This window comes from Sphingomonas sp. GW821-FHT10C01 (assembly GCF_059415525.1).
In genome coordinates, this window is sequence record NZ_JBWKNK010000001.1 from 1,591,071 (window position 1) to 1,615,610 (window position 24,540).

At 64.7% G+C, this 24,540-nt stretch carries 28 protein-coding genes; 22 read left to right on the top strand and 6 right to left on the bottom strand.

What is annotated here, in order from left to right; translation table 11 throughout:
- Positions 1-11 precede the first annotated feature (11 nt).
- The 16 genes from AC07M1_RS07805 to AC07M1_RS07880 all read left to right on the top strand — a co-directional run bounded on the left by AC07M1_RS07805 (position 12) and on the right by AC07M1_RS07880 (position 15,619).
- Positions 12-317 (top strand): nuclear transport factor 2 family protein, encoded by a 306-nt coding sequence (locus AC07M1_RS07805; RefSeq protein ID WP_495162832.1) that lies wholly within the window; start codon positions 12-14, stop codon positions 315-317.
- Positions 317-985 (top strand): complex I 24 kDa subunit family protein, encoded by a 669-nt coding sequence (locus AC07M1_RS07810; RefSeq protein ID WP_495161980.1) that lies wholly within the window; start codon positions 317-319, stop codon positions 983-985. The genes AC07M1_RS07805 and AC07M1_RS07810 overlap by 1 nt, the downstream gene beginning before the upstream one ends.
- On the top strand, positions 982-1,152 hold the full coding sequence (locus AC07M1_RS07815) for a hypothetical protein (protein ID WP_495161981.1): 171 nt from the start codon (positions 982-984) through the stop codon (positions 1,150-1,152). The genes AC07M1_RS07810 and AC07M1_RS07815 overlap by 4 nt, the downstream gene beginning before the upstream one ends.
- Positions 1,153-2,457, top strand: a complete 1,305-nt coding sequence (nuoF, locus tag AC07M1_RS07820; protein ID WP_495161982.1) for an NADH-quinone oxidoreductase subunit NuoF — start codon at positions 1,153-1,155, stop codon at positions 2,455-2,457. It begins immediately after the preceding gene.
- A complete protein-coding gene (nuoG, locus tag AC07M1_RS07825) occupies positions 2,457-4,463 on the top strand; it encodes an NADH-quinone oxidoreductase subunit NuoG (protein WP_495161983.1) in 2,007 nt (668 codons plus the stop codon). The genes nuoF and nuoG overlap by 1 nt, the downstream gene beginning before the upstream one ends.
- Positions 4,460-5,521: an NADH-quinone oxidoreductase subunit NuoH gene (nuoH, locus tag AC07M1_RS07830; RefSeq protein WP_495161984.1), complete on the top strand. Its 1,062-nt coding sequence runs from the start codon at positions 4,460-4,462 to the stop codon at positions 5,519-5,521. Before nuoG ends, nuoH begins: the two co-directional genes overlap by 4 nt.
- Positions 5,518-6,003, top strand: a complete 486-nt coding sequence (gene nuoI / locus AC07M1_RS07835) for an NADH-quinone oxidoreductase subunit NuoI (RefSeq protein WP_495161985.1) — start codon at positions 5,518-5,520, stop codon at positions 6,001-6,003. Before nuoH ends, nuoI begins: the two co-directional genes overlap by 4 nt.
- A gap of 29 nt (positions 6,004-6,032) precedes the next feature.
- Positions 6,033-6,659: an NADH-quinone oxidoreductase subunit J gene (locus AC07M1_RS07840; RefSeq protein ID WP_495161986.1), complete on the top strand. Its 627-nt coding sequence runs from the start codon at positions 6,033-6,035 to the stop codon at positions 6,657-6,659.
- Entirely contained in the window at positions 6,656-6,961 is a 306-nt protein-coding gene (gene nuoK / locus AC07M1_RS07845; protein WP_066575999.1) for an NADH-quinone oxidoreductase subunit NuoK, read from the top strand. The genes AC07M1_RS07840 and nuoK overlap by 4 nt, the downstream gene beginning before the upstream one ends.
- Positions 6,961-9,036 carry an NADH-quinone oxidoreductase subunit L gene (gene nuoL / locus AC07M1_RS07850; RefSeq protein ID WP_495161987.1) on the top strand — a complete coding sequence of 692 codons (2,076 nt, stop codon included), beginning with the start codon at positions 6,961-6,963 and terminating at the stop codon, positions 9,034-9,036. The genes nuoK and nuoL overlap by 1 nt, the downstream gene beginning before the upstream one ends.
- Positions 9,033-10,586, top strand: coding sequence for an NADH-quinone oxidoreductase subunit M (locus tag AC07M1_RS07855; protein WP_495161988.1), 1,554 nt, complete (start codon positions 9,033-9,035; stop codon positions 10,584-10,586). Before nuoL ends, AC07M1_RS07855 begins: the two co-directional genes overlap by 4 nt.
- Positions 10,586-12,040, top strand: a complete 1,455-nt coding sequence (gene nuoN / locus AC07M1_RS07860; protein WP_495161989.1) for an NADH-quinone oxidoreductase subunit NuoN — start codon at positions 10,586-10,588, stop codon at positions 12,038-12,040. The genes AC07M1_RS07855 and nuoN overlap by 1 nt, the downstream gene beginning before the upstream one ends.
- 5 nt (positions 12,041-12,045) lie before the next feature.
- A complete protein-coding gene (locus AC07M1_RS07865; RefSeq protein WP_495161990.1) occupies positions 12,046-12,744 on the top strand; it encodes a biotin--[acetyl-CoA-carboxylase] ligase in 699 nt (232 codons plus the stop codon).
- Positions 12,745-12,757: 13 nt separating this feature from the next.
- Entirely contained in the window at positions 12,758-13,531 is a 774-nt protein-coding gene (locus AC07M1_RS07870; RefSeq protein WP_495161991.1) for a type III pantothenate kinase, read from the top strand.
- A gap of 182 nt (positions 13,532-13,713) precedes the next feature.
- Positions 13,714-15,354, top strand: coding sequence for a ribonuclease J (locus AC07M1_RS07875; protein ID WP_495162833.1), 1,641 nt, complete (start codon positions 13,714-13,716; stop codon positions 15,352-15,354).
- Positions 15,355-15,358: 4 nt separating this feature from the next.
- A complete protein-coding gene (locus AC07M1_RS07880) occupies positions 15,359-15,619 on the top strand; it encodes a DUF1467 family protein (RefSeq protein ID WP_495161992.1) in 261 nt (86 codons plus the stop codon).
- Positions 15,620-15,626: 7 nt separating this feature from the next.
- Here AC07M1_RS07880 and AC07M1_RS07885 read toward each other — a convergent pair whose 3' ends face one another.
- The 5 genes from AC07M1_RS07885 to AC07M1_RS07905 form a co-directional block, all read right to left on the bottom strand.
- On the bottom strand, positions 15,627-16,253 hold the full coding sequence (locus AC07M1_RS07885; protein ID WP_495161993.1) for a hypothetical protein: 627 nt from the start codon (positions 16,251-16,253) through the stop codon (positions 15,627-15,629).
- 77 nt (positions 16,254-16,330) lie between these two features.
- Positions 16,331-16,792 carry a GNAT family N-acetyltransferase gene (locus AC07M1_RS07890; protein WP_495161994.1) on the bottom strand — a complete coding sequence of 154 codons (462 nt, stop codon included), beginning with the start codon at positions 16,790-16,792 and terminating at the stop codon, positions 16,331-16,333.
- Positions 16,789-17,574, bottom strand: a complete 786-nt coding sequence (locus tag AC07M1_RS07895) for a hypothetical protein (protein ID WP_495161995.1) — start codon at positions 17,572-17,574, stop codon at positions 16,789-16,791. The genes AC07M1_RS07890 and AC07M1_RS07895 overlap by 4 nt, the downstream gene beginning before the upstream one ends.
- Entirely contained in the window at positions 17,571-18,689 is a 1,119-nt protein-coding gene (locus AC07M1_RS07900) for a M14 family metallopeptidase (protein ID WP_495161996.1), read from the bottom strand. The genes AC07M1_RS07895 and AC07M1_RS07900 overlap by 4 nt, the downstream gene beginning before the upstream one ends.
- A gap of 35 nt (positions 18,690-18,724) precedes the next feature.
- Positions 18,725-19,324: a DUF4136 domain-containing protein gene (locus tag AC07M1_RS07905; protein ID WP_495161997.1), complete on the bottom strand. Its 600-nt coding sequence runs from the start codon at positions 19,322-19,324 to the stop codon at positions 18,725-18,727.
- 213 nt (positions 19,325-19,537) lie between these two features.
- Between AC07M1_RS07905 and ykgO the strand changes: the two genes are divergently transcribed.
- Both ykgO and AC07M1_RS07915 read left to right on the top strand, forming a co-directional pair.
- The gene (gene ykgO, locus AC07M1_RS07910; RefSeq protein ID WP_066575973.1) at positions 19,538-19,663 is read left to right on the top strand and encodes a type B 50S ribosomal protein L36; all 126 of its coding nucleotides are present in this window, start codon (positions 19,538-19,540) and stop codon (positions 19,661-19,663) included.
- Positions 19,664-19,671: 8 nt separating this feature from the next.
- The gene (locus AC07M1_RS07915) at positions 19,672-20,289 is read left to right on the top strand and encodes an HAD family hydrolase (protein ID WP_495161998.1); all 618 of its coding nucleotides are present in this window, start codon (positions 19,672-19,674) and stop codon (positions 20,287-20,289) included.
- 158 nt (positions 20,290-20,447) lie between these two features.
- On the opposite strand, the gene pyk is transcribed toward AC07M1_RS07915, so the two are convergent.
- Complete coding sequence (gene pyk, locus AC07M1_RS07920; RefSeq protein WP_495161999.1) at positions 20,448-21,899, bottom strand: pyruvate kinase; 1,452 nt, start codon at positions 21,897-21,899, stop codon at positions 20,448-20,450.
- 175 nt (positions 21,900-22,074) lie between these two features.
- Between pyk and AC07M1_RS07925 the strand changes: the two genes are divergently transcribed.
- The 4 genes from AC07M1_RS07925 (at position 22,075) to AC07M1_RS07940 (ending at position 24,537) form a co-directional block, all read left to right on the top strand.
- The gene (locus tag AC07M1_RS07925) at positions 22,075-22,449 is read left to right on the top strand and encodes a DUF1244 domain-containing protein (protein ID WP_495162000.1); all 375 of its coding nucleotides are present in this window, start codon (positions 22,075-22,077) and stop codon (positions 22,447-22,449) included.
- A 90-nt stretch (positions 22,450-22,539) separates the two neighbouring features.
- The gene (locus tag AC07M1_RS07930) at positions 22,540-22,947 is read left to right on the top strand and encodes a DUF350 domain-containing protein (RefSeq protein WP_495162001.1); all 408 of its coding nucleotides are present in this window, start codon (positions 22,540-22,542) and stop codon (positions 22,945-22,947) included.
- Positions 22,948-22,970: 23 nt separating this feature from the next.
- Positions 22,971-23,387: a hypothetical protein gene (locus AC07M1_RS07935; protein WP_495162002.1), complete on the top strand. Its 417-nt coding sequence runs from the start codon at positions 22,971-22,973 to the stop codon at positions 23,385-23,387.
- Between the two features lie 4 nt (positions 23,388-23,391).
- A complete protein-coding gene (locus AC07M1_RS07940) occupies positions 23,392-24,537 on the top strand; it encodes a glutathionylspermidine synthase family protein (protein ID WP_495162003.1) in 1,146 nt (381 codons plus the stop codon).
- The last annotated feature ends 3 nt before the right edge of the window (positions 24,538-24,540 follow it).

Consider the following 24,540-nt stretch of genomic DNA (forward strand, 5'->3'; position numbering starts at 1 on the left):
CCGCGCACGAGATGATCGCGCGCTACAACGCGCAGGACGCCGACGCCTATGTCGCGCTGATGACCGACGATGCCTGCGAAGCGGGCTATCGCGGCGCTGTGCTGCGTGAGGGCAGGGAAGGCGTCCGTTCGGGTCTTGCGGCGATGTTCGCTCAGTTCCCGCAGAACCGCGCCGAGATCCTCGCCAGCTATGAGCTGGGTGAGACGGTGCTGCTCCACGAAACGGTCTCGCGCGCGCCCGATGGCGAGCAGTTCGAGGTCATGTCCATCTACACCTTCAGCGGCGACAAAGTGAACCGCGTGGAGTTCATCCGCTAATGGCCGACGCAAAAGCAATCGAAGACACGCCCGAACTGCGGGCGCGCTGGGGCGGGTTCGCCTGGACGGCGGAGAACGCGGCCAAGGCCGCGACCATCCGCGCGCGCTATCCCGCCGGGCGGCAGCAGAGCTGCACCATCCCCTATCTCGACCTCGCCCAGCGTCAGGTTGGCGCGGAGACCGATACTCAGGGCTGGCTGCCGATCCCGGTGATCGAGTTCGTCGCGAAGGAACTCGACCTCGCGGTGATCCGCGTGCTCGAGGTCGCGACCTTCTACACCATGTTCAACCTGCACCCGGTGGGCAAATACCATGTCCAGGTGTGCGGCACGACGCCGTGCTGGCTGCGCGGGTCGGACGACGTCTTCGCCGCGTGCAAGAACCGCGGCATGGCCAAGGGTAAGACCACGCCCGACGGCCTGTTCACGCTGACCGAGGTCGAGTGCATGGGCAATTGCTCGTCCGCGCCGATGGTCCAGATCAACGACGACAATTACGAGGATCTGGATTACGACCGCACCGTCGCGATCCTCGACGCGCTGGCCAACGGACAGCAGCCCAAGACGGGCACGCAGGAGCCGGGCCGCCACACCGTCGAGCCGACCGGTGGACCGACCACGCTCAAGGAAATGGTCTCCGGCAACCACGATTACAGGAGCGAATGGTGAACAAGAGCACGATCTACACGATCCTCGCCGTCATCGGCGGTCTTGTCGTCCTCGGCTGGGTGCTCAAGCTCGCCGTCAAGCTGTTCATTCCGCTGCTTTTGGTCGGCGTCGGCGTGGCCGTGTACATCGCGGTCCAGAACAACAAGCGTATCGGGGGCCCGAAGTAAGTGCTCGCTGACAAGGATCGTATCTTCACCAACCTCTACGGCTATCAGCCGTGGAACCTGGCGGCTGCCATCAAGCGCGGCGCGTGGGATAACACCAAGAAGCTGCTCGAACTCGGCCCCGATGTGATCATCGAGAAGATCAAGGCGTCGGGCCTGCGCGGTCGTGGCGGCGCGGGCTTCCCGACCGGCATGAAGTGGTCCTTCATGCCCAAGAACCCGACGCCCGAACGCCCCAGCTTCCTTGTCATCAACGCCGACGAGTCCGAGCCGGGTTCGTGCAAGGATCGTGAGATCATCCGCCACGATCCGCATTTGCTGCTCGAAGGCGCTCTGGTCGCGGGCTTCGCGATGCGTGCGCGTGCCGCGTACATCTACATCCGTGGCGAATATATCCGCGAGGCCGAGACTTTGTTCGCGGCGATCGAGGAAGCATATGCGAAGGGTCTGCTCGGCAAGAATGCCTGCGGCTCGGGCTATGACTTCGACGTCTTCTGCCATCGCGGTGCCGGCGCCTATATCTGCGGCGAAGAGACCGCGATGATCGAGAGCCTGGAGGGCAAGAAGGGCCAGCCGCGCCTCAAGCCCCCGTTCCCGGCAGGCGCGGGCCTCTATGGCTGCCCGACCACGGTCAACAACGTGGAATCGATCGCGGTCGCGCCGACGATTCTGCGCCGCTCGCCCGAGTGGTTCGCCAGCTTCGGCAACGAGAATAATCGCGGCACCAAGCTGTTCCAGATCAGCGGCCATGTCGAAAAGCCGTGCGTGGTCGAGGAAGCGATGAGCATCCCGTTCCGCGAGCTGATCGAGAAGCATTGCGGCGGCATCCGCGGTGGCTGGGACAATCTCCTCGCGGTGATCCCCGGCGGTTCGTCGGTTCCGCTGGTCCCGGCGGCGCAGATCATGGACGCACCGATGGATTTCGACGGTCTAAAGGCGGTCGGCTCGGGCCTCGGCACCGCGGCGGTGATCGTGATGGACAAGTCCACCGACATCGTGAAGGCGATCAGCCGCATCTCGTACTTCTACAAGCATGAGAGCTGCGGCCAGTGCACCCCGTGCCGTGAGGGCACCGGCTGGATGTGGCGCGTGATGGAGCGGCTGCGCACCGGCGACGCCGACATCAGCGAGATCGACACGCTGTTCAACGTCACCAAGCAGGTCGAAGGTCACACCATCTGTGCGCTCGGCGACGCGGCGGCGTGGCCGATCCAGGGTCTGATCAAGCACTTCCGTCCGGAGATGGAGCGCCGCATCCTTGAGAAGCAGGGTGGCGGGCTGAGCACGATGCAAGAGGCAGCAGAGTAATGCCCAAGGTTACCGTAGACGGGATCGAAGTCGAAGTCCCCGCAGGCGCCACCGTGCTGCAGGCGTGCGAGGCTGCCGGCAAGGAAATCCCGCGCTTCTGCTATCATGAGCGCCTGAGCATCGCCGGCAATTGCCGCATGTGCCTGGTCGAGGTGAAGCCGGGGCCGCCCAAGCCCCAGGCGTCGTGCGCGCTTCCCGCCGCCGACAATCAGGAAATCCGCACCGACAGCGCGATGGTCAAGGCCGCGCGCGAAGGCGTGATGGAGTTCTTGCTGATCAACCATCCGCTCGATTGCCCGATCTGCGATCAGGGCGGTGAGTGCGACCTGCAGGACCAGTCGATCGCGTACGGGCGCGGGCACAGCCGCTACACCGAGAATAAGCGCGCGGTGACCGAGAAGTACATGGGTCCCATCGTCAAGACGGTGATGACCCGCTGCATCCAGTGCACCCGCTGCGTGCGCTTCGCCGAGGAAGTCGCCGGCGTGGAAGAAATCGGCGCGATCTATCGCGGCGAGAATATGCAGATCACCTCCTATCTGGAGAAGGCGGTCACGTCGGAGCTGTCGGGCAACGTCGTCGACCTCTGCCCGGTGGGCGCGCTGACCTCGAAGCCCTATGCCTTCGAAGCCCGCCCGTGGGAGCTCAAAAAGACCCTCGCGATCGACGTGATGGATGCCGTCGGCACCAACATTCGCATCGACAGCCGCGGTCGCGGCGTGCTGCGCGCGCTGCCGCGGATCAACGAAGACGTGAACGAGGAATGGGCGCACGACAAGACGCGCCACCATGTCGACGGCCTCGGCTTCCGCCGCCTCGACAAGCCCTATGTCCGTCGCGACGGCAAGCTCGTCGAAGCGACCTGGGACGAAGCCTTCTCGGCGATTGCGGTCGCCGCAGCCGGGGCAGGCGATAAGGTCGCCGCGATCCATGGCGATCTGCTTGATTGCGAAACCATTTTCGCCGCCAAGGCGCTGGTCAAGTCGTTCGGCTCGGACCTGCTCGAAGGCCGCCAGACCGGCATGGCCTATGACGCCAGCAATATGGCCGCGGTCAACTTCAACACCACCATCGCGGGTGTCGAGGACGCCGATGTCGTGCTGCTCGTTGGCACCAACCTGCGCTGGGAAGCGCCGCTGGTGAACACGCGCGTCCGCAAGGCGATCAAGAAGGGCGCCAAGGTCTTCGCGATCGGCCCCGAAACCGACCTGACCTACAAGGTCGAGTGGCTCGGCAACGATCTGTCGCTGCTCGGCAAGCTGCCCAAGGCTGCGGTCGATGCGTTCAAGGACGCGCAGCGTCCGATGGTCATCGTCGGCGGCGCCGCGCTCAAGAACGGCCATGGCGCCAGCCTTGCGCTCGCCAAGAAGCTCAACCTGGTCCGCGATGGCTGGAACGGCTTCAACGTGCTGCACATGGCGGCGAGCCGCATGGGCGGGCTGATGCTCGGTTTCGCGATGAAGGGCGGCATCGCCGACATCGTCGCGGCGGAGCCCAAGCTGACCTTCTTCCTCGGCGCTGACGAGGTCGATTTCAGCAAGTTCGCCAACAGCTTCAACGTCTATATCGGCCATCATGGCGACAAGGGCGCCCACGCAGCAGACGTGATCCTGCCCGGTTCCACCTATGCCGAAAAGGCCGGGACGTATGTGAACATCGAAGGGCGCGTGCAGCGCGGCGACAAGGCCGTGTTCGCACCGGGCGATGCGCGTGAGGACTGGACGATCCTGCGTGCGCTGTCGGAAAAGCTCGGCAAGACGCTGCCGTTCGATACGTTCGAGCAGCTTCGTGCCGCGATGGCCGTCGACGCCCCGGCCCTGGGCCAGGAAGGCCTTGCCAGCTTCGACTGGAACCCGCCGGCGCTTGACGCCAAGGGCGAAGGCGAGGTCGCTTACCCGATCGCCGACTTCTACCTTACCAACGCCATCTGTCGCGCCTCGCCGACGATGCAGCGTTGCTCGGCCGAACTGATCCACGGCCAGGACTTCGCGGAGGCCGCAGAGTGACCGACTTCTTCCAGAACATTGTCGGCCTGCCCTTCGAATGGGCGTGGTTCGTCGCGACGATCGCGGGCATCCTGCTGATCGCACTCCCGCTGATGCTGGCGGTGGCGATGATCATCTATGCCGATCGTAAGATCTGGGCGGCGATCGCGCTGCGCCGCGGCCCCAACGTCGTCGGCCCGCTCGGCCTGCTCCAGTCCTTCGCCGACGGTCTCAAGGTCTTCCTTCAGGAAACCATCATTCCGTCGAGCGCGAACAAGGGCCTGTTCCTGATCGGTCCGATCATTACCTTCACGGTCGCGCTGATCGTGTGGGCGGTGATCCCGTTCCAGGCCGGCGTGGTGCTGTCGAACATCAACCTCGGCCTGCTCTACATCCTCGCGGCCTCGTCGCTCGGCGTATACGGCATCATCCTCGCGGGCTGGTCGTCCAACTCCAAATATCCCTTCTACTCGGCGATCCGCGCCGCGGCGCAGATGGTCAGCTACGAAGTCGCGATCGGCTTCGTGCTGGTCTCGGTCGTGCTGTGGGCCGGCACCTTCAACCTGTCGGGCATCGTCGATGCGCAGAAGGGCCATGTCCTCGGGCTGTTCAACGGCTTCGGCTTCAACCCGCTGCTGTTCCCGATGGCGGTGGTGTTCCTGATCTCGGCGCTGGCGGAGACGGCGCGCGCGCCGTTCGACCTGACCGAGGCGGAATCGGAGCTCGTCGCGGGCTATCAGACCGAATATTCGTCGATGGCCTTCGCGCTGTTCTGGCTCGGTGAGTACGCCAACGTCATCCTGATGTGCACGCTCAACGCGGTGCTGTTCTGGGGCGGCTACCTCCCGCCGATGGATATCGATCTGATCCCGTGGTTCGACATTCCTGGCATCATCTGGCTGTTCGCCAAGATCCTGTTCTTCTTCTTCGTCTTCAGCTGGGTGAAGGCCACCGTCCCGCGCTACCGCTATGACCAGTTGATGCGCCTGGGCTGGAAGGTCTTCCTGCCGATGTCGTTGATCTTCGTGTTCCTCGTTTCCGGGTATCTCATGCTTACCCGTGTTGGAGTCCCCGCATGAGCGTCGCCCAACTCGTCCGTTCGTTCACCCTGTGGGAGTTCGTGAAGGCGCACGCCTTGACGTTCAAATACCTGTGGAAGCCCAAGGCGACGATCAACTACCCGTACGAGAAGAACCCGATCTCGCCCCGCTTTCGCGGCGAGCATGCCCTGCGCCGTTATCCCAATGGCGAGGAGCGCTGCATCGCGTGCAAGCTGTGCGAGGCGATCTGCCCGGCGCTCGCCATCACGATCGAGGCCGAGCCGCGCGAGGACGGCAGCCGCCGCACCACGCGCTACGACATCGACATGACCAAGTGCATCTATTGCGGCTTGTGCCAGGAAGCCTGCCCGGTCGATGCCATCGTCGAGGGACCGAATTTCGAGTTCGCGACCGAAACCCGTGAGGAGCTGATCTACCACAAGGAAAAGCTGCTCGAGAACGGCGACCGCTGGGAGCGCGCGATCGCCGCGAACCTTGCCGCCGATGCACCGTACCGGTAAGCGCGCGCACCAAAGGGGCACATGATTCCGTGATCCAAGCAATCGCCTTCTACATGTTCGCCGCGGTGGTCATCCTGTCCGCCGCGATGACGATCAGCTCGCGCAACCCGGTCCATTCGGTGCTGTGGCTGATCCTCGCCTTCTTCAACGCCGCGGGCCTGATGGTCATCGCTGGTGCCGAGTTCATCGCGATGCTGCTCGTCATCGTCTATGTCGGCGCGGTCGCGGTGCTGTTCCTGTTCGTCGTGATGATGCTCGACATCGACTTCGCCGAACTGCGCGCGGGCTTCGTCCGCTACGCGATGTTCGGCCTCGCGCTCGCCGTCGTACTGCTGGCTGAGGTCGTCATCGGCGTCGGCGCGTGGAGCGCGGGCGGCGTCGATCTCGCCAACCGCATCGCACCCACCGACGCGGGTACCGCGCTGGGTCAGGTTCCCAATATCAAGGCGATGGGGCTGCTGCTCTACAGCCGTTATCTCTATGTGTTCGAAGCCGCCGGTTTCATCCTGCTCGTTGCGATGATCGGTGCGATCGTCCTGACTCACCGTCAGCGCGGCGGCGTGCTGAAGCAGAGCGTCTGGAAACAGATCAATCGCCGTTCGGAGGACGCCATCCGCAAGGTCAATCAGCCCGTTGGGCAGGGGATAGAGCTGTGATCGGCCTGACCCACTATCTGGTCGTCAGCGCGATCCTGTTCACCATGGGGGTGCTCGGCATCTTCCTGAACCGCAAGAACCTCATCGTCATCCTGATGGCGATCGAGCTGATCCTGCTGTCGGTGAACCTCAACTTGGTCGCGTTCTCGTCCTATCTTGGCGACCTGGTCGGCCAGATCTTCGCGATGTTCGTGCTGACCGTCGCCGCGGGCGAGGCCGCGATCGGCCTCGCCATCCTCGTCATCTATTTCCGCGGCCGCGGCACGATCTCGGTCGACGACGTCAATCGGATGAAGGGCTGATGTCTTCGATCCATTTCATCGTTTTTCTGCCGCTGCTGGCAGCGATCGTCGCGGGCTTTAGCAACCGCGCGTTCGGCACGTTCTTCCCGAAGATCGTTACCACCGGTGGCCTGTTCGTCGCCGCGCTGCTGAGCTGGATGACCTTCATCCCGTATCTCAGCGGCACTGCCGAACCTCACGTGGTTCAGGTGCTGACCTGGATGCATTCGGGCAGTCTCAACGTCGACTGGGCACTACGTGTCGACAGCTTGACGGCGGTGATGCTGGTGGTGGTGACGAGCGTCTCCGCGCTGGTCCACCTCTATTCGTGGTCGTACATGGAAGAGGATCCGGATCAGCCGCGCTTCTTCGCCTACCTGTCGCTCTTCACGTTCGCGATGCTGATGCTCGTGACCGCCGACAATCTGCTTCAGATGTTCTTCGGCTGGGAAGGCGTGGGCCTGGCGAGCTATCTGCTGATCGGCTTCTGGTTCAAGAAGCCCTCGGCCAATGCCGCCGCGATCAAGGCGTTCGTCGTCAACCGCGTCGGCGACCTTGGCTTCATGCTCGGCATCTTCGGCGTGTTCTTGGTGTTCGGCACCATCTCGATCCCCGAGATTCTCGCCGCCGCCCCGAACCATGCCGGCAGCACCATCGGCTTCCTCGGCTATCGCTTCGACACGCTGACCGTGCTCTGCTTGCTGCTGTTCGTCGGCGCGATGGGCAAGTCGGCGCAGCTCGGCCTCCACACCTGGTTGCCCGACGCGATGGAAGGCCCGACCCCAGTGTCGGCGCTGATCCATGCGGCGACGATGGTCACCGCGGGCGTGTTCATGGTCTGTCGCCTGTCGCCTTTGTTCGAACAGTCGCCGGTGGCTTTGGGCTTCATCACCTTCATCGGCGCCGCGACCTGTCTGTTCGCTGCGACGGTGGGCACGACCCAGACCGACATCAAGCGCGTCATCGCCTATTCGACCTGTTCGCAGCTCGGCTACATGTTCTTCGCCGCGGGCGTCGGCATGTACGGCGCGGCGATGTTCCACCTGTTCACCCATGCCTTCTTCAAGGCGCTGCTGTTCCTGGGTGCCGGCTCGGTGATCCATGCGATGCACCACGAGCAGGACATGCGCTATTATGGCGGCCTGCGTAAGCACATCCCGATCACCTTCTGGACGATGATGGCGGGCACGCTCGCGATCACTGGCGTCGGCATCTACTGGCTCCATGCGGGCTTTGCCGGCTTCCACTCGAAGGATGCGATCCTCGAGGCGGCTTATGCCGCCGGCGGGGGCGGGCAGGGCGCCTTCTGGGTCGGCGTGTTCGCCGCGCTGCTCACCAGCTTCTACAGCTGGCGCCTGATGTTCCTCACTTTCTGGGGCAAGCCGCGCTGGACCCAGTCGGAGCATATCCAGCACGCGATCCACGATTCACATGGGCATGACTCGCACGGTCATGACGACCATGCGCACGGTCACGATGACCACGCCCATGACGCGCACGCTCACGGCCATGTGGATCACGGCGACGGCACCGGCGGTTACAAGCCGCACGAAAGCCCGCTGCCGATGCTGGTCCCGCTGCTGGTTCTGTCGGTCGGTGCGGTGTTCGCCGGCTTCGCCTTCAACAAGTTCTTCATCCAGCCCGAGGCTGGTGAGATCTTCTGGAAGGGCGCCGTCGCGTTCGACGAGCATCTCGCCCATGCGATGCACGAAGTGCCGTTGTGGGTGAAACTCTCGGCAACGATCGTGATGCTGCTCGGCCTGTTCGGCGCATGGGTGGCGTACATCAAGTCGCCCAGCATCCCGGCGCGCTTCACCGCGACCTTCGGGCTGCTCTACAAGTTCCTGCTCAACAAATGGTATTTCGACGAGCTCTACAACGCGCTCTTCGTGAAGCCTGCTTTCTGGTTCGGCCGCATCTTCTGGAAGAAGGGCGACGAGGGGATCATCGACCGCTTCGGGCCGAACGGCTCGGCGGCGGCCGTCAAGTTCGGCAGCATCCTCACCGGCAAGCTCCAGTCCGGATATGTTTATAGCTATGCGTTCGTCATGCTGATCGGCCTGACCGCAGCCGTTACCTGGGTGATCGCGCGATGAGCGGTATTCTCTCCCTCATGCTCATCGTGCCGCTCGTCGCGGCGCTGATCTGCCTGCTCGTCAATGCCAACCAGGCGCGCTGGATCGCGCTCGGCGCGACGCTGATCGATCTCGCGCTGGGCGGTGTGCTCTGGGCCAATTTCGAGATTGGCGGGCCGCAGTGGCAGTTCGTCGAATACACGCCGGTCTTCGGGCGCTTCGCCTGGGCACTCGGCATCGACGGCTTCGCGCTGCTGCTGATCCTGCTGTCGGTGTTCCTGATGCCGATCTGCATCGGTGCCAGCTGGGAAGCGATCACTGATCGCGTCCAGGAATATATGGCGGCGTTCCTGATCACCGAAGTGCTGATGATCGGCACCTTCGCGGCGCAGGACATCTTCCTGTTCTACGTGTTCTTCGAAGCCGGCCTGATCCCGATGTTCCTGATCATCGGCATCTGGGGCGGGGCGAACCGCATCTACGCGTCGTACAAATTCTTCCTCTACACGCTGCTCGGCTCGGTCGTGATGCTGATCGCGATGATGTACATGACCATCACCGCCGGCACGACCTACATCCCCGATCTGATGGCGTACGACTTCCCGGCGCATGTCCAGACATGGCTATGGCTCGCCTTCTTCGCCTCGTTCGCGGTCAAGATGCCGATGTGGCCGGTCCACACCTGGCTTCCCGACGCGCACGTTCAGGCGCCGACCGCGGGTTCGGTGATCCTGGCGGGCGTGCTGTTGAAGCTCGGCGGCTATGGCTTCCTGCGCTTCAGCCTGCCGATGTTCCCGGAAGCGTCGGCGCAGCTCATCTGGCTGGTCTTCGGTCTGTCGTGCGTCGCCGTCGTGGTCACCAGCCTGATCGCGCTCGTCCAGAACGACATGAAGAAGCTGATCGCCTATTCGTCGGTCGCGCATATGGCGATCGTCACGATCGGCCTGTTCACCTTCAACCGTCAGGGCATCGAAGGCGCGATGATGGTGATGCTGGGCCACGGTCTGGTCTCGGGCGCGCTCTTCCTGTGTGTTGGCGTGATCTACGATCGCCTGCACACGCGTGAGATCGACCGTTACGGCGGCCTTGCGATCAACATGCCCAAATACGCGATCCTGTTCATGCTGTTCACCATGGCCTCGGTCGGCCTGCCGGGCACCAGCAACTTCGTCGGCGAACTGCTGGCGCTGATGGGCGCGTATCAGGTATCGACCCTCGTCACGCTGATCGCCACCACCGGCATCATTCTCGGCGCCGCGTACATGCTCTACCTCTACCGGCGCGTCGTGTTCGGCGATCTGGTGAAGGACGACGTCAAGGCGATGCCGGACCTCAACAAGCGTGAGATGGCGCTGCTCGCCCCGCTCGCCGCGGTGGTGCTGTGGATGGGGGTCTATCCCGAAAGCTTCCTGGCGCCGATGCGCAACGACGTCGCGCTGCTGCTGGAGCGGATCGACCGCGCCAAGCCGGCGGGCGACAGCCTGCCGACGCCGGGCAACCCGGCCGCCGCGCACGCCGCTGAACACAAATCCGCCGGACACGGCGAAGCTGCCAAGGGGGCGGCGCACTGATGGATTACGCAGCTGAAATCACGAAGGTCCTGCCCGAGGTCGTTCTCTCGGTCGGTGGTCTCGCGCTGCTGATGGTCGCCGCCTGGGGCGGCCAGGCGGTGTCACGTCTGGTGAGCTGGGTCGCGGTCCTGGTGCTGATGGGCGCGGGTATCGCGCTGACAGGCCCGGCCTCGTCCGGCGGCCTCGCCTTCCACGAGCTGTATAATGCCGACCTGTTCGGCGCCTATGCAAAGGCGCTGATCTTCTTCGCTGCGGCGATCTCGATCATCATCGCCCCGCGCTTCTTCGCGCGAACCTCGGGTGAGGATCTGCGTCCCGAATATCCCATCCTGATCCTGTTCGCGACCGCGGGCATGGGCATGATGGTGTCGGCCAACGACCTGCTGACGCTGTATGTCGGCCTCGAGCTCAACAGCCTGGCGTCCTACGTCCTGGCGAGCTTCATGCGCCGTGACGTGCGTTCGGCCGAAGCGGGTCTGAAGTATTTCATCCTCGGTTCGCTCGCCTCGGGCATCCTGCTCTACGGCATTTCGCTGGTCTATGGCTTTAGCGGCACCACGATTTTTGGCGACATTGCGACTGCCTATGCCGGTGCGGCGGGCAGCGCCAAGATCGGCTTGCTGTTTGGCCTGGTCTTCATGTTCGCGGGCTTCGCGTTCAAGATGTCGGCGGTTCCGTTCCATATGTGGACCCCGGACGTGTATGAGGGCGCACCGACCCCGGTGACCACCTTCTTCGCTTCGGCGCCGAAGGTTGCCGCCGTCGCACTTGCCGTTCGTGTCTCGATCGACGCGATGGGTCCGGTGACCAGTGACTGGCGCCAGATCGTCATCTTCGCCGCGCTCGCTTCGATCGTGCTCGGCGCGGTCGCCGCGATCGGCCAGACCAACATCAAGCGCCTGCTTGCTTATTCGTCGATCAACAATGTCGGCTTTGCGTTGATCGGCCTTGCCGCGGGTACGGCTGAGGGCGTGGCGGGCGTACTGACCTATCTCACCATCTATGTCGTGATGACGCTGGGCAGCTTCCTCGTCGTGCTCCAGATGCGCGACAAGGACGGTCACCCGGTTGAGACCATCGCCAGCCTGTCGGGCCTGTCGCGCACGCGTCCGGCGCTGGCGGCGGCGCTCGCGATCTTCATGTTCAGCCTCGCGGGTATTCCGCCGCTGTTCGGCTTCTGGGCCAAGTTCGCGGTGTTCGAGGCGGCGACGCGTGCCGGACTGTTTCCGCTTGCTGTGATCGGCATCGCGGCATCGGTGATCGGCGCCTATTATTACCTCAAGATCATCAAGACGATGTACTTCGACGCGCCCGCGCCGGAATATGGTCGTGAGACCAACCCCGTCGAGGGCGGCCTGATTGCCGCCGCCGCGCTGTTCGTCTCGCCGCTCGGCTATCTGCTGATCCCGGCGATTGGCGCCTGGTCGCTCGCTGCGGCACGGACGCTGTTCTGACAGGCTTGATCCGCACGGTCGCGCAGACCGGTTCGACCAATGCCGACATGCTCGCGCTCGCTTCGGCGGGCGCGGGTGAGGGCAGTTGGCTCCGTGCCGAGCGCCAGACCGGCGGCAAGGGGCGCCAGGGCAGGGCGTGGGACTCGCCTCCCGGCAATCTCTACGCCAGCACGTTGGTCCGCCTGCGCCCCGCCGATCCGCCCGCCGCGACGCTCGCTCTGGTCGCCGCGGTCGCGCTGGAAGAGGCCGTTCGCGTGTTTTTGCCGTCCGGCGCGACGATCAAATGGCCCAACGACCTGCTGATCGCCGGCGCAAAGCTATCCGGTATACTACTCGAACGCGCGAATGACGCGATCGTGATCGGCATCGGCGTCAACCTCGCGCACCATCCCGACCTGCCGGACCGCCCGACCACGAGCCTGTCGGCGCAAGGCGCCCCGGTTGACCCGGGCACTTTCCTCGACGTCCTTGCAGAGGGTTTCGCGCGCTGGCTGTCCCGCTGGCGGCAGGAAGGGCTCGATCCGCTTCGCCTCCGCTGGCTCGATCGCGCGCATGCCCCCGGCACCGCGCTCACCGCGCGCCTGCCCGATGGCGAGGCGGTCGACGGTCTGTTCGACGGCCTCACTGGCGATGGCGCGCTCATCCTGCGCTTGGCGAGCGGCACGCGTCGTGTCATTCACGCCGGCGACGTGTTCCTTATCTGAAAGAGGCTCCGCGATGCTGCTCGCCATCGACGCCGGCAACACCAATGTCGTTTTCGCGCTGCTTGAGGGGCGGGAGATCAAGGCGCGCTGGCGCATCGCCACCGATCCGCGCCGCACCGCCGACGAATATGCCGTGTGGCTCAGCCAGCTTCTCGCGCTCGAGGGGTTCGAGCGTGGCGATGTTACCGGCGTGATCGTCGGCACCGTCGTCCCGCGCGCGCTCCACAACCTTCAGGTCCTCGCCAGCAAATATTTCAAGACCGACGCTGTGATCGCGGGCAAGGATGGCTGGCCGATCCGGCTGGATGTTGAGGAGCCGCAAAGCATGGGCGCCGATCGCGCGCTCAACATCATCGCCGCGCACGACAAGCATCCCGGCGATCTGATCGTCATCGATTTCGGCACCGCGACGACGTTCGAGGTCGCCGATTACGAGGGTGCGTACAAGGGCGGGATCATCGCGCCCGGCATCAACCTCTCGCTCGACGCGCTGGTCAACGCCGCGGCGAAGCTGCCCCGCGTCGCGATCGAGGCGCCGAAGACCACCAGCGTGATCGGCCTCAACACCGCGGACCAGATGCATATCGGCATCTATTGGGGCTATATCGCAATGATCGAGGGATTGCTGGCGCGCGTGAAGGCGCAGATCGGCCGCCCGGTAAAGGTCATCGCCACCGGCGGCCTCGCCGTGCTGTTCGAAAAGCATACCGATGCGTTCGACGTGATCGAGCCGGATCTGACGATTCAGGGCCTGGCGATCCTGTGGGAGCGGCAGCGCCCCGCGTAGAGAATCCCAACCGTCACCCCGGCCTTGTGCCGGGGGCCACTTGTCCTTACGCGCTGACCCATAGCCTCTTGCGCATCGCTGGCCTCCCGGTGGACCCCGGCACAAGGCCGGAGTGACGGATAAGGAACGGATGGCGGTGCCCATGCGGCACGCGTCGGCAGTTTGAAATGACGAAAGACCAGATGAACCCCGGTAACGAACTTCTCTTCCTCGCGCTCGGCGGCTCCGGCGAGATTGGCATGAACGTCAATCTCTATGGCTGCCGCGGCAAGTGGATCATGGTCGATTGCGGGGTGATCTTCGGCAATCCCGACTATCCTGGCATCGACCTGATCCTGCCCGACCTCCAGTTCATCGAGGAGCGGCTCGACGATCTGCTCGGCATCGTGCTGACCCATGGGCATGAGGACCATATCGGCGCGCTGCCCTATCTCGCCGGCGATCTCGGCGTGCCGCTCTACGCGACGCCGTTCACCGCCGGCCTGATCCACGGCAAGCTCGACGAGGAAGGCCTGACCGATCGGGTCGAGCTGAACGTGGTGCGTGAGGACGAGACGTTCGAGCTTGGCCCGTTCGGCATCCGCTACGTGCCGCTGGCGCACTCGATCCCGGAGGGCAATGCCGTCCTGATCGACACGCCCCATGGCCGCGTGTTCCACACCGGCGACTGGAAGATCGACGACACGCCCGTGATGGGTTCCCCCTCGACCGCCGAGGAACTGACCGCGATCGGCAACGAAGGCGTCCTCGCGCTGGTCTGCGATTCCACCAACGTCTTCAACCCCGAGGCATCGGGGTCGGAGCAGGAGGTCCGCGAAGGCCTCGACAAGGTCATCGCTGGCGCCAAGGGCCGCGTCCTCGTCACCACCTTCGCGTCCAACGCCGCGCGGCTCCAGACGCTGGGAGAGGCGGCGCGCGACACCGGCCGCGCGATGTGCGTCGCCGGCCGCTCGCTCGACCGCATCCTGCGCGTTGCCAAGGCCACCGGCTATCTCCGCAATTTCCCCGAGACGGTCGATTTCGACACGGCGATGACGCTGCCGCGCGACAAGGTGATGATCGTCGCCACCGGCGGGCAGGGCGAGCCGCGCGCCGCGCTAGCGCGCATCGCCGAGGACACGCACGCGCTCAAGCTCGACAAGGGCGATCGCGTGATCTTCTCGTCCAAGCAAATCCCGGGCAACGAACTGGCGATCGGCCGGATCATGAACGCGCTTGCGACCAAGGGCGTCGAAATGATCACCGACCGTCAGGCCTTCGTCCATGTCTCCGGTCATCCCGGCCGCCCCGAACTGGCCGAGATGTATCGTTGGATCCGCCCCGAGATACTAGTCCCAGTCCATGGCGAGATGCGCCACATCGCCGAACAGGCACGCTTCGGGATCGAACAGGGCATTCCGGGCGCCGTGGTGCAGACCAATGGCGAGATCATCCGGCTTGCCCCCGGCAAGCCGGAGAAGCTCGGCCATGCCCCTGCCGGTCGCCTCGTGCTCGACGGCGATGTGATCCTTCCCGCGGATGGCGCGACGATGAACGAGCGCCGTAAGCTCGGCCTCTATGGCCAAATGTCGGTCGCGGTCGCGATCAAGGTGAGCGGAAAACTGGCGGCGACCCCTGAAATTCGGATTCAGGGGGTCCCGGTCGAGGAAGATCGCGAACCCTATCTGGAGGAGGCCGCGGAGGCGGCCGCAAAGGCGGTGTCGGGCTTCAAGGGCGGGGACCGCGAGAAACTGCGCGAGGCCGTGCGTCTCGCCACCCGCCGTGTGGCCGTGAAGTGGACCGGGAAGAAACCGGTCGTCGATGTCCTGTTGATCGAGGTCTAAGGCAATGAGTTGGCCCAGCGCGCTGGCGATCTACTTCCTGTTCTGGTTCCTGGCGCTGTTCCTGGTGCTGCCCTTCCATACGCGCACCAGCGTGGAGGCGGGGGAACCGCTGGTGAAGGGCCAGGCCGAAAGCGCGCCGCAGCATTTCCCGGGCGTGAAGATCGCCCTGCGGACCACGGCGGTCGCGACCGTGTTGTTTTCGCTGTTCTACCTCAACTATGTCAGCGGATGGATCACCGCCGACATGCTCGATTATTGGAACTGAGCGGGGCTCAGCGCACCATCGGCTCGCCGGGCTTGTACTTGCGGTTCTCCGCTTGCGCGCGCTGATAGTCGCGTTCGGCGTCCATCTTCTTGAACTCGGTCGCGGCCTTGTCCATCGACTCGATAGCCTGGCCCTGGATCTTGTTCATGTTGGTGAGGACATAGGCGGACATCGCTTCGGCGATCTTCCCCGAATCGAACGGGCGCTTGTCGAGCCGTGAATCGATCTGCTCGTTCATCGAAACCCGGCCGATCACCGCATATTGATCGGCGCCAGCGATCGCGAACCCCTTGTCCAGCACCTGTTCGGCGCCTTCGCCCATTTCGAAGCTGGTCTGGACCCGCGTCTTGTCCGCGCCCGACGGCGTGATGTTCACCGTGTATTTGGCGACCTGCTTCCCGTTGGCATGGAAGTACCAGATCATCGACTTTTCGGGTTCGCCGCCGCGGGTCACCGCGCCGCCGCGCTGATTGTACACCATCTTGTCGAAGACCGAGGGAAGGGGGCTCGCCTCGACGATGCGATACACTTCGGTGGCCGAGCGGTTATAGGTCTCGCCGGTCTTGAGCGGCCCATGGAAATAGGCGCCCGTCGCCAATGCGATCGCGGCCCCGCCGAACATGATTTCCTTCATCGCTACCCCCGATGGTTCATCGAGGCGAATAGCCGAGGGGCGTCAATCGCCCGCCAAGAACTATCCCTAACAGGTGATTAGGAGCTGAGCGGCAGCACGAAGAAGCGGTTGAAGTCTGTCGCTTCGTAATCGGCAAAGGGTGCGCAGGAGACAAAACCGTGCCGCGCATAGAGCGTATGCGCCGCATCGAATGCCGCCCCGGTCCCGGTCTCCAGCTTGAGCGCGGTATAGCCCCGCCGCTGTGCCAGCCCGATGACATGCCGCAGGATAATGGTGCCGACACCGCGCCCCAACGCCGCCTGTGCGGTCCGCATCGACTTGATCTCACCGGTCTCGCGATCGAGCTGCTTGACCGCGCCGATCCCCAGCAGCGCGTCGCCATCCCATGCTGAGAGGAAGGTGATGTCGGGTGTCTTCAGCTTCGACAGGTCCAGGAAATGCGTCGTCCCCGGCGGCGAGTTGGCGACCATGCCGCCGGCATGAACCTTGAGCAGCGCGATCACCTGGGGATCGTCGAGCTTGCCTTCATGGATGATCATCGCCGCGCCGCTCCAAATCCATAGTCCGCCGCCACGGCTTTGCCTGCCTGATCCACTGCGGGCTTGAACGGCCAACTGCGCAGCCGCTCGCAGATGCTAAGGTCGAAACGGTCGTCCTGGGTCGGTGCCGCCAGCGTGCAGCCGCCTACCGACCCGTCGGCCTCGACACGCAGCCAGCCGCTCGCCCCGCCGACATGCGCGGACAGGCCGTCCTTCGATGAGAAACCCATGGCGGCGGCATCGATCGGTTTGAGCGGCGTCGGTTTGGGCCGCCAGATGGTCGGTAGCGTCCCGCCGGTCGCATAGCTTGTGATACGTCCTGCCGAATAGGTGACGCGAACGCCCAATGTGCCCCCCACCCGCTTTCCCTCGCGGGTCAATGCCGGATAGAGGCGGATGTAATTCAGCAGGAACGGGCAGGTGGCAATATCGAACGCGGCCGTGCCGCTCGGTTCTGCGATCCGGCAATCGCGGGGTAAGCCCGCATCATCGATATCGAGTGTGACGCGCAGTTGGGCGCGCTCGTCCTTCTCTCCGACGGGGACCGGGAAGGGGCCTTTCTGATAGGGAAAGTCCCGCCAGTTGATCTCTAGCCGGCGCACCTGTTTCGCATCCGCGCGGGCCGGCTGATCGAATCCCAGCCCAACTTTCGCGATTCGCCGGTTCCCGTCCGCGCCGATCCATTCCTCGCCCAGCATCCGCGTGCGCGCTTCCTGTGCCTGCGCGGCGGCCGGCAGGGAGACGGCCAGGATCAATGCTGTCGCCCCCCACCGCATCGTCACACCTCGTCGATGAACCCCGCCAGCGTATCCAGGCACGCATGCGCCAGTGCCTTGCACCGTTCCGGCGACCAGCCAAACTCGGCGTCGGGGCTGGGATCGTGGTCCTTGAACGGCATCTCCAGCGTCATCGACACCGCACCGAACCGCTCTGCGAGCTGGTTGGTCGACATCGACAGGTTCGCCTGACCCGGCGCCGACTTTTCATAACCCTTTTCGAGCTGGAACAGCGGGGTCGCCGCGGCGAGCCGCTTGCCAAATTCGTCATACTTGGCGCCCAGTTCCTCGGTCCAGCTGGGGATGCCGTCGAACCCGGCGATGAAATTGGCGGGAATCGCCTCGTCGCCGTGAACGTCCATCGCGAAGTCGACGCCTGTCGCGTCCATCGCATTGCGGACGTACAGGACCTCGGGGCTCTTCTCCAGCGTCGGCGAATGCCATTCGCGGTTGAGGTTCACCCCGGCCGCGTTGGTCCGCAGATGTCCCCGGAAGCTGCCATCCGGGTTCATGTTGGGGACGATGTGGAAGGTGGCCTTGGCCCGCAGCGCCTGCGCCGATGCGTCGTTCGGGTCGGCCAGCTTCTCCAGCGCGCCTTCCATCCACCATTCGGCCATCGATTCGCCGGGATGCTGGCGGGCATAGAGCCAGACCTGCTTGGGGCCTTCGCCCAGGGTCAGCAGGTCGAGCGCGCGGCCGTCGAGCGTCTGGCCGATCTCGCGATGGGTCACGCCCGGCTGCGCGGCCATGCGCGCGATCAGATCGGCGTGGCGCTCCATCGAATAGGGCGCGAAATAGGCGAACCAGGCGATGTCGCCCTCGAACTGATAGGAGAAACTGAATACCCCGTCGGCATAGTCGCCATCGGTCATCCGCCAGGCTTCACGATCGGTGCTCACCCGCGCCTTGTAGCCCGGCCAGCCGAAGGCATAGGCCGATCCGCCCGCATTGGTGATACGGAAGGTCAGCCGCCGCCCGCGCGCGCCGGCGACACGGAAATGGAACCACTGGTAGAATTCCGAAAGGTGGTCCGGAACGATCTCGAGGTCGACGGTATCGCCGTCGATCCCGGTCAGGCGGATGTTGCCGCTGTCGAACGCGGCGTTGATTTGAATGGTCATGTCACCGTTGCTGGTCTGGAGAAAAGGGAGGGGGATTACTTCACCGTGGTGGTGATGCCGGATTGACCGGGGAACTCCTTGAACAGGGCGGCGGCGAGCCTGGCCGCGCCATCGCCTGGCTGTGCGCCCGGTGCGCCGCTCAGCGTCTCGGTGACGGCCTTGCCTTCCCAAACCACGGTGTTGTCGCCGCGCCGCCGGATCTGCACCGACAATTCCATGCCATAGACGGTGCGGGTCTTGCCGCCGACGCCCACGCTGGTGCCGAGGCCGACCCCGACATTGCCGCCGAAGCTGCCACCACCGACGCCGATCGTCAGCGGCGGCCGCGTGCGGACCTGACCGCGATCGGTACGGGTAAAGCCGACCGCCGCGACATAATCGGTACTACCGCCTGGGGCTGCCGGCGCGAAGCCAAGCCGTTCCAGTTCAGTCGTCACGGCGTTGGAATAGATGCCGAATTCCGGCCCGGCGAGCTGTCCCGTGCCCGCCTGTACGGCGACGGTCCCGGGCGGGATCGGCTGAGAGAGGTGATAGCGGGTCGCCTCGACCGGCGCTGCACGCCCGCCGCCAGTGGTCGAACAGCCGCCGGCCAAGGCGGCGACGGCGGTAAGGGCGATCAGGACGCGGGTCTTCATCGGACGTACTCCTCCTGCCGTCCGCAACGAACGGCCTAACGCGGTCAACATCGTTACGCGCGAGGGGGTTCCACTGCCAAGCCCCAGATGATCGGCAAAGGCCCGATTTACCCGGGATTCCGCCTCGCTCGCCTTGACTTCCCCAGCATCCACCTCTAGGCGAGCCGCTCTTTCCGGCACCAGCCACACAATTCGAGATAGTAGAGACCGGTCATGAAGATCGTGAACAGCCTGAAGTCGCTCAAGGGACGCCACCGTGACAACCGCGTGATCCGCCGTCGCGGTCGCGTCTATGTCATCAACAAGACGCAGCGTCGCTTCAAGGCCCGCCAGGGCTGAAGTCGGCCATGGGAGGGGTCCGAGCCGCTATCTTCGATATCGGCAACGTCCTTTTCACCTGGCACCCGCGTTTTCTCTACGAGCGCTTGATCGGCGACGATCAGGCGCTCGCGGCGTTTCTGGACGATGTTGTCACGATCGAGTGGCACTTCCAGCATGACGAAGGTCGCGACTTCGCCGACACCTCGGCGGAGCTGGTCGCGTTGTATCCGCAGCACGCCGATCTGATCGCGGCGTGGAAGACACGCTTCAACGAGAGCATCGGCGGCCCGGTGCCAGGTATGCACGATCTGGTCGCCGATCTCGATTCGGCGGGCGTGCCGCTGTTCGCGATCACCAACTTCAGCCACGAATTCTTCCCGCCCTTCCGCGCCGAATGGACCGGGCTGTTCGATCGGTTCCGCGACATCGTCGTCTCGGGCGACGAGAAGCTGGTGAAGCCCGATCCCGCCATCTACCACCTCTCGCTCGCCCGGTTCGGGTTGCAGCCGCACGAGGCGGTGTTCATCGACGACAATGAGGCGAACGTGCTGGCCGCCCGCGCGCTCGGTATCCGCTCGGTGCATTTTCAGGACGTGGAGGCCACCCGCCGCGAACTGGCGGACGCGGGCCTGCTGGCCGCCTGAATCCACCCATTACGCCGTAGTTAACCCGTCATCCCGGCCTTGTGCCAGGATCCACCGGGAGACGAGCCATGGGCAATAGGTCGAAGGTCGAACGGTGAGGCGCCGTGGACCCCGGCACAAGGCCGGGGTGACGGGGGTAGGCGACGGCGCCAAGCCCCTCAGCGCCCCTTCAGTTCATCCCCGATGATCCGCACCACGTGCAGCACGTTGGTCGAACCCGGCGTGCCGAACGGAACGCCCGCGCACACGATCACGCGGTCGCCGGCCTTGGCGATACCCTGGCGCAGCGCCATGCGCTTGGCCTTGGCGACCATGTCCTCGAATGAATCGACATCCTTGGTGTGGACGGCATGGGTACCCCAGAGCAGTCCCATGCGCCGCGCGGTCTCGATCTTCGGCGTCAGCACCAGGATCGGCACCGAGGGCCGCTCGCGCGCGATGCGGCGTGCGGTCGAACCCGACATGGTAAAGCAGATGATCGCCGTCGCGGACACCGTTGCCGCAATCGACTTGGCCGCCTCCGCCAGCGCGTCGGCGGTGGTGGGATCAGGGCGGGTGACGGTGAAGTGGACGCGGTCGCCATGCGCCGGGTCGCGCTCCACCGAATCCGCGATCGCATCCATCATCGTCACCGATTCGATCGGCCACTCGCCCGCCGCGCTCTCGGCCGAGAGCATGATCGCGTCGGCGCCGTCATAGACCGCGGTCGCGACGTCGGAGACCTCGGCGCGAGTAGGCGAGGGCGAGGTGATCATCGATTCGAGCATCTGCGTCGCGACGATCACCGGCCGGCCGAGGCGCCGCGCGGTCTCGACGATGCGCTTCTGCATCGGCGGCACATTCTGCGGCGGCAGCTCGACGCCCAGGTCTCCGCGCGCGACCATCACGCCGTCGCATGCCTCGACGATCTCTTCCAGCCGGGTCACCGCGCTCGGCTTCTCGATCTTGGCGAGCAAGGCCGCGCCGCCACCGATCAGGCGCCGCGCCTCGGCCAGGTCCTCGGGGCGTTGGACGAAGGAGAGGGCGATCCAGTCGACCTTCTGCTCGACCGCGAACGCCAGGTCGCTGCGATCCTTTTCGGTCAGCGCCGCCAGCGGCAGGATCATGTCGGGGACGTTGAGACCCTTGGAGTTGGACAGCGTGCCGCCGACCTCGACCCGGGTGTCGATCCAGCCATCGCCATAGCCGGTGACGCGCAGCACCATCTTGCCGTCGTCGAGCAGCAGACGGGCGCCCTCGGTTACCGCTTCGAAGATCTCGCGGTGGGGCAGTTCGACGCGGGTGGCGTCGCCCAGCGCGGCGTCGCGGTCGAGGCGGAAGCTGGCACCGGTTTCCAGCATCACCTTGCCCTCGGCGAACTTGCCGACGCGCAACTTGGGACCCTGAAGGTCGGCCAGGATCGTCGACGGGCGCCCGGTCGACTTCTCCAGCTCGCGGATCGCCGCGATTACCGGGATCTTCGACTCCTGGTCGCCATGGCTCATGTTGATGCGGAAGGCGTCGGCGCCCGCGGCGTGAAGCGCGGCGATCATCTCGGGCGAATTGCTCGCGGGGCCGAGCGTCGCCAGGATGCGCACCTTGCGCGAGCGCGGATGGATCGCCTTCGACATCGTTCTTGTCTCCTCACTCGATTTCGGGGGCGGAGGGGGTTCCGCCGGCTGCTGGATCGAAATCGTTCCGCCGTCCCGCGCTCGCGATCCGTCTCGAGCGGATCGTCGTAACACGGGCTTGTGCGGGCCGTTCCCTAGCGCCAAATGCAGACGATACAACCGTGGAGGCGAAACAATGACAACGTTGGACCGTATCGACGATCGAATCGCCGCGGAAGCCTTTCGTCGCCTCGTCCGCCACCTCCGTCATCGCACCGACGCCGAGAATATCGAACTGATGGGCCTTGCCGGCTTTTGCCGCAACTGCCTTGCCGACTGGCTGGAAGAGGAAAGCCGCGGTCAGCTCAACAAGGACGGCGCGCGCCAGGCGATCTACGGCATGCCCTATGCCGAGTGGAAGGCGCTGAACCAGAAGGACGCAACGCCCGAGCAGATCGCGCGGATGGAGGCGAGCATCGCCCGCAACCGGCGCGAGGCGGAGCTGGACGATGCGCTCGACGACAGCTTCCCCGCCAGCGACCCGCCGTCGATGACCGATCCGGGACGCTGACACGGGGCGATAAGTCCCTGCTTCCCCGGCCGTAAATCGCTTGATAGACAGGCGCCGCCGCGGAGGTTCCGCGCGACGGGGAGGGGAAGCATGTTCGACTATTTCATCGCCACGGTACCGCATTTTCTGGCCTATTTCGGTGCCGCCGTGGCGCTCGCGGTGGTGTTCCTGCTGCTCTATGTGACGGTCACGCCGCACCGCGAATTCAAGCTGATCCGTGAAGGGAACAGCGCCGCCGCGACGCAGCTCACCGGCACCTTTCTCGGCTTCGCCATTCCCGTCGCGATCGTGATCGGCAATTCGGTGAGCATCCCCGACATGCTGCTGTGGGGCGCGGTTGCCGCGATCGTCCAGCTCGCGGTGTTCTTCGTCATCTCGCGGCTCCTGTTCAAATCGATCTCCGACAAGATCGCCGAGGACTGCGTCTCCTCGGGCATTTTCGTCGGCGGCATGGGGCTTGGCGTCGGCATCCTCCAGGCCGCGTGCATGGTCCCCTGATCGGCTGGGCGAGGAGATCCGACATGAAGAAGCATCTCACCATGACGACCGCGATGGCCGCGACGATGCTGGCGCTGCCCGGCTGTTCGGGAGGGGACGACTGGAACGAGGATGTCTATGCCTCGGGTGACACCGCAATCTGCGTCGACCAGGAGGGCAAGCGCGTCGACGACGATCAGTGCAGCAAAGATCGCGTCCATTATTCGGGCGGGGGCGGGTCCAGCGCCTTCCTCTGGTATTATCTCGGGCGCAGCTCGGCGGTTCCCTATTATGGGGATTCGATCCGGGACAAGCGGTACGCTGGCTACGGTTCCTATCAACCACGCCCCGGTGCCAGCTACTCCACCGCACCCGCGAGCACACGGATGACCCGTTCGGCGGCGGTGTCGCGCGGCGGCTTCGGATCGAGCGGCCGGAGCTTCGGCGGCGGTAGGTCCTGACCGGATGGAACGACACACGATCGCCCCGCGCGACAATTGGCAGGGCGCCGTCGAGGAACAGGGGCTGATCTGGCACAGCGATGCCGACGGCCCCTATTGGGATGAAAGCGCCTATTATTCGTTCACGCTCGACGAGATCGAGCGGTTCGAGGCGGCGAGCGAAACCGTCTATCAGCTGTTCCTCGAGGCTGGGGACTGGATCGTCGGCCACAATGACGTCCTCGAGCAGTTCGGCATTCCCGACTACTGCCACAAGGCGATCCGCGCTGCGTGGAAGGACGAACCGCCCGCGCTCAACTATGGCCGGTTCGACTTCGGCTATAACGGCGACGGCGATCCCAAGCTGTTCGAATTCAACTGCGACACCCCGACCTCGATGCTCGAGGCGGCGGTGGTGCAATGGGACTGGAAGGAAGCCTGCTTCCCCCAACTCGACCAGTATAACAGCCTGCACGAAAAGCTGATTGGCCGCTGGGCCGCGATCCGCTCGCGCCTGCCCGGGCAGCGCGTTTGGTTCACCCATGTCGCCGACGCCGCGCATGAGGATACGATCACCACCACCTATATGCGCGACCTCGCCACGCAGGCGGGGCTGGAGACGCATGCCGTGCTGATCGACGATATCGGCGTCGACGCGCAGGGCCGCATCGTCGATCAGCAGGATCAGCTGATCTCGGCGATGTTCAAGCTCTATCCCTGGGAATGGATCGTCCGCGAAAGCTATGCGCAGGACGTCATCCGGCATTTGCCGACAACCGTCTGGATCGAGCCGATCTGGAAGATGCTGTGGAGCAACAAGGCGATCCTGCAGGTGCTATGGGCGATGTTCCCCGGGCATCCCAATCTGCTCGCCGCGTCGGTGGTGCGCGAGCGGATCGGCGACAGCTATGTCGCCAAGCCGTTCCTGGCGCGCGAAGGCGCGAATATCGAGGTCGTCCGGCACGGCGAGACTCTCGCGCGCTCGCAGGGCGAGTATCGCGATGGGCTGACCATGTACCAGGAACTCTATCCGATGCGCGATTTCGGCAATGGCTATCCGGTGCTGGGCTGCTGGGTGGTCGATGGCGCGGCGGCGGGGATGGGGATCCGTGAGGACGGGCTGATCACCGGCAACCGCGCCCGCTTCGTTCCGCATGTCATCAGGGGGTAGGGG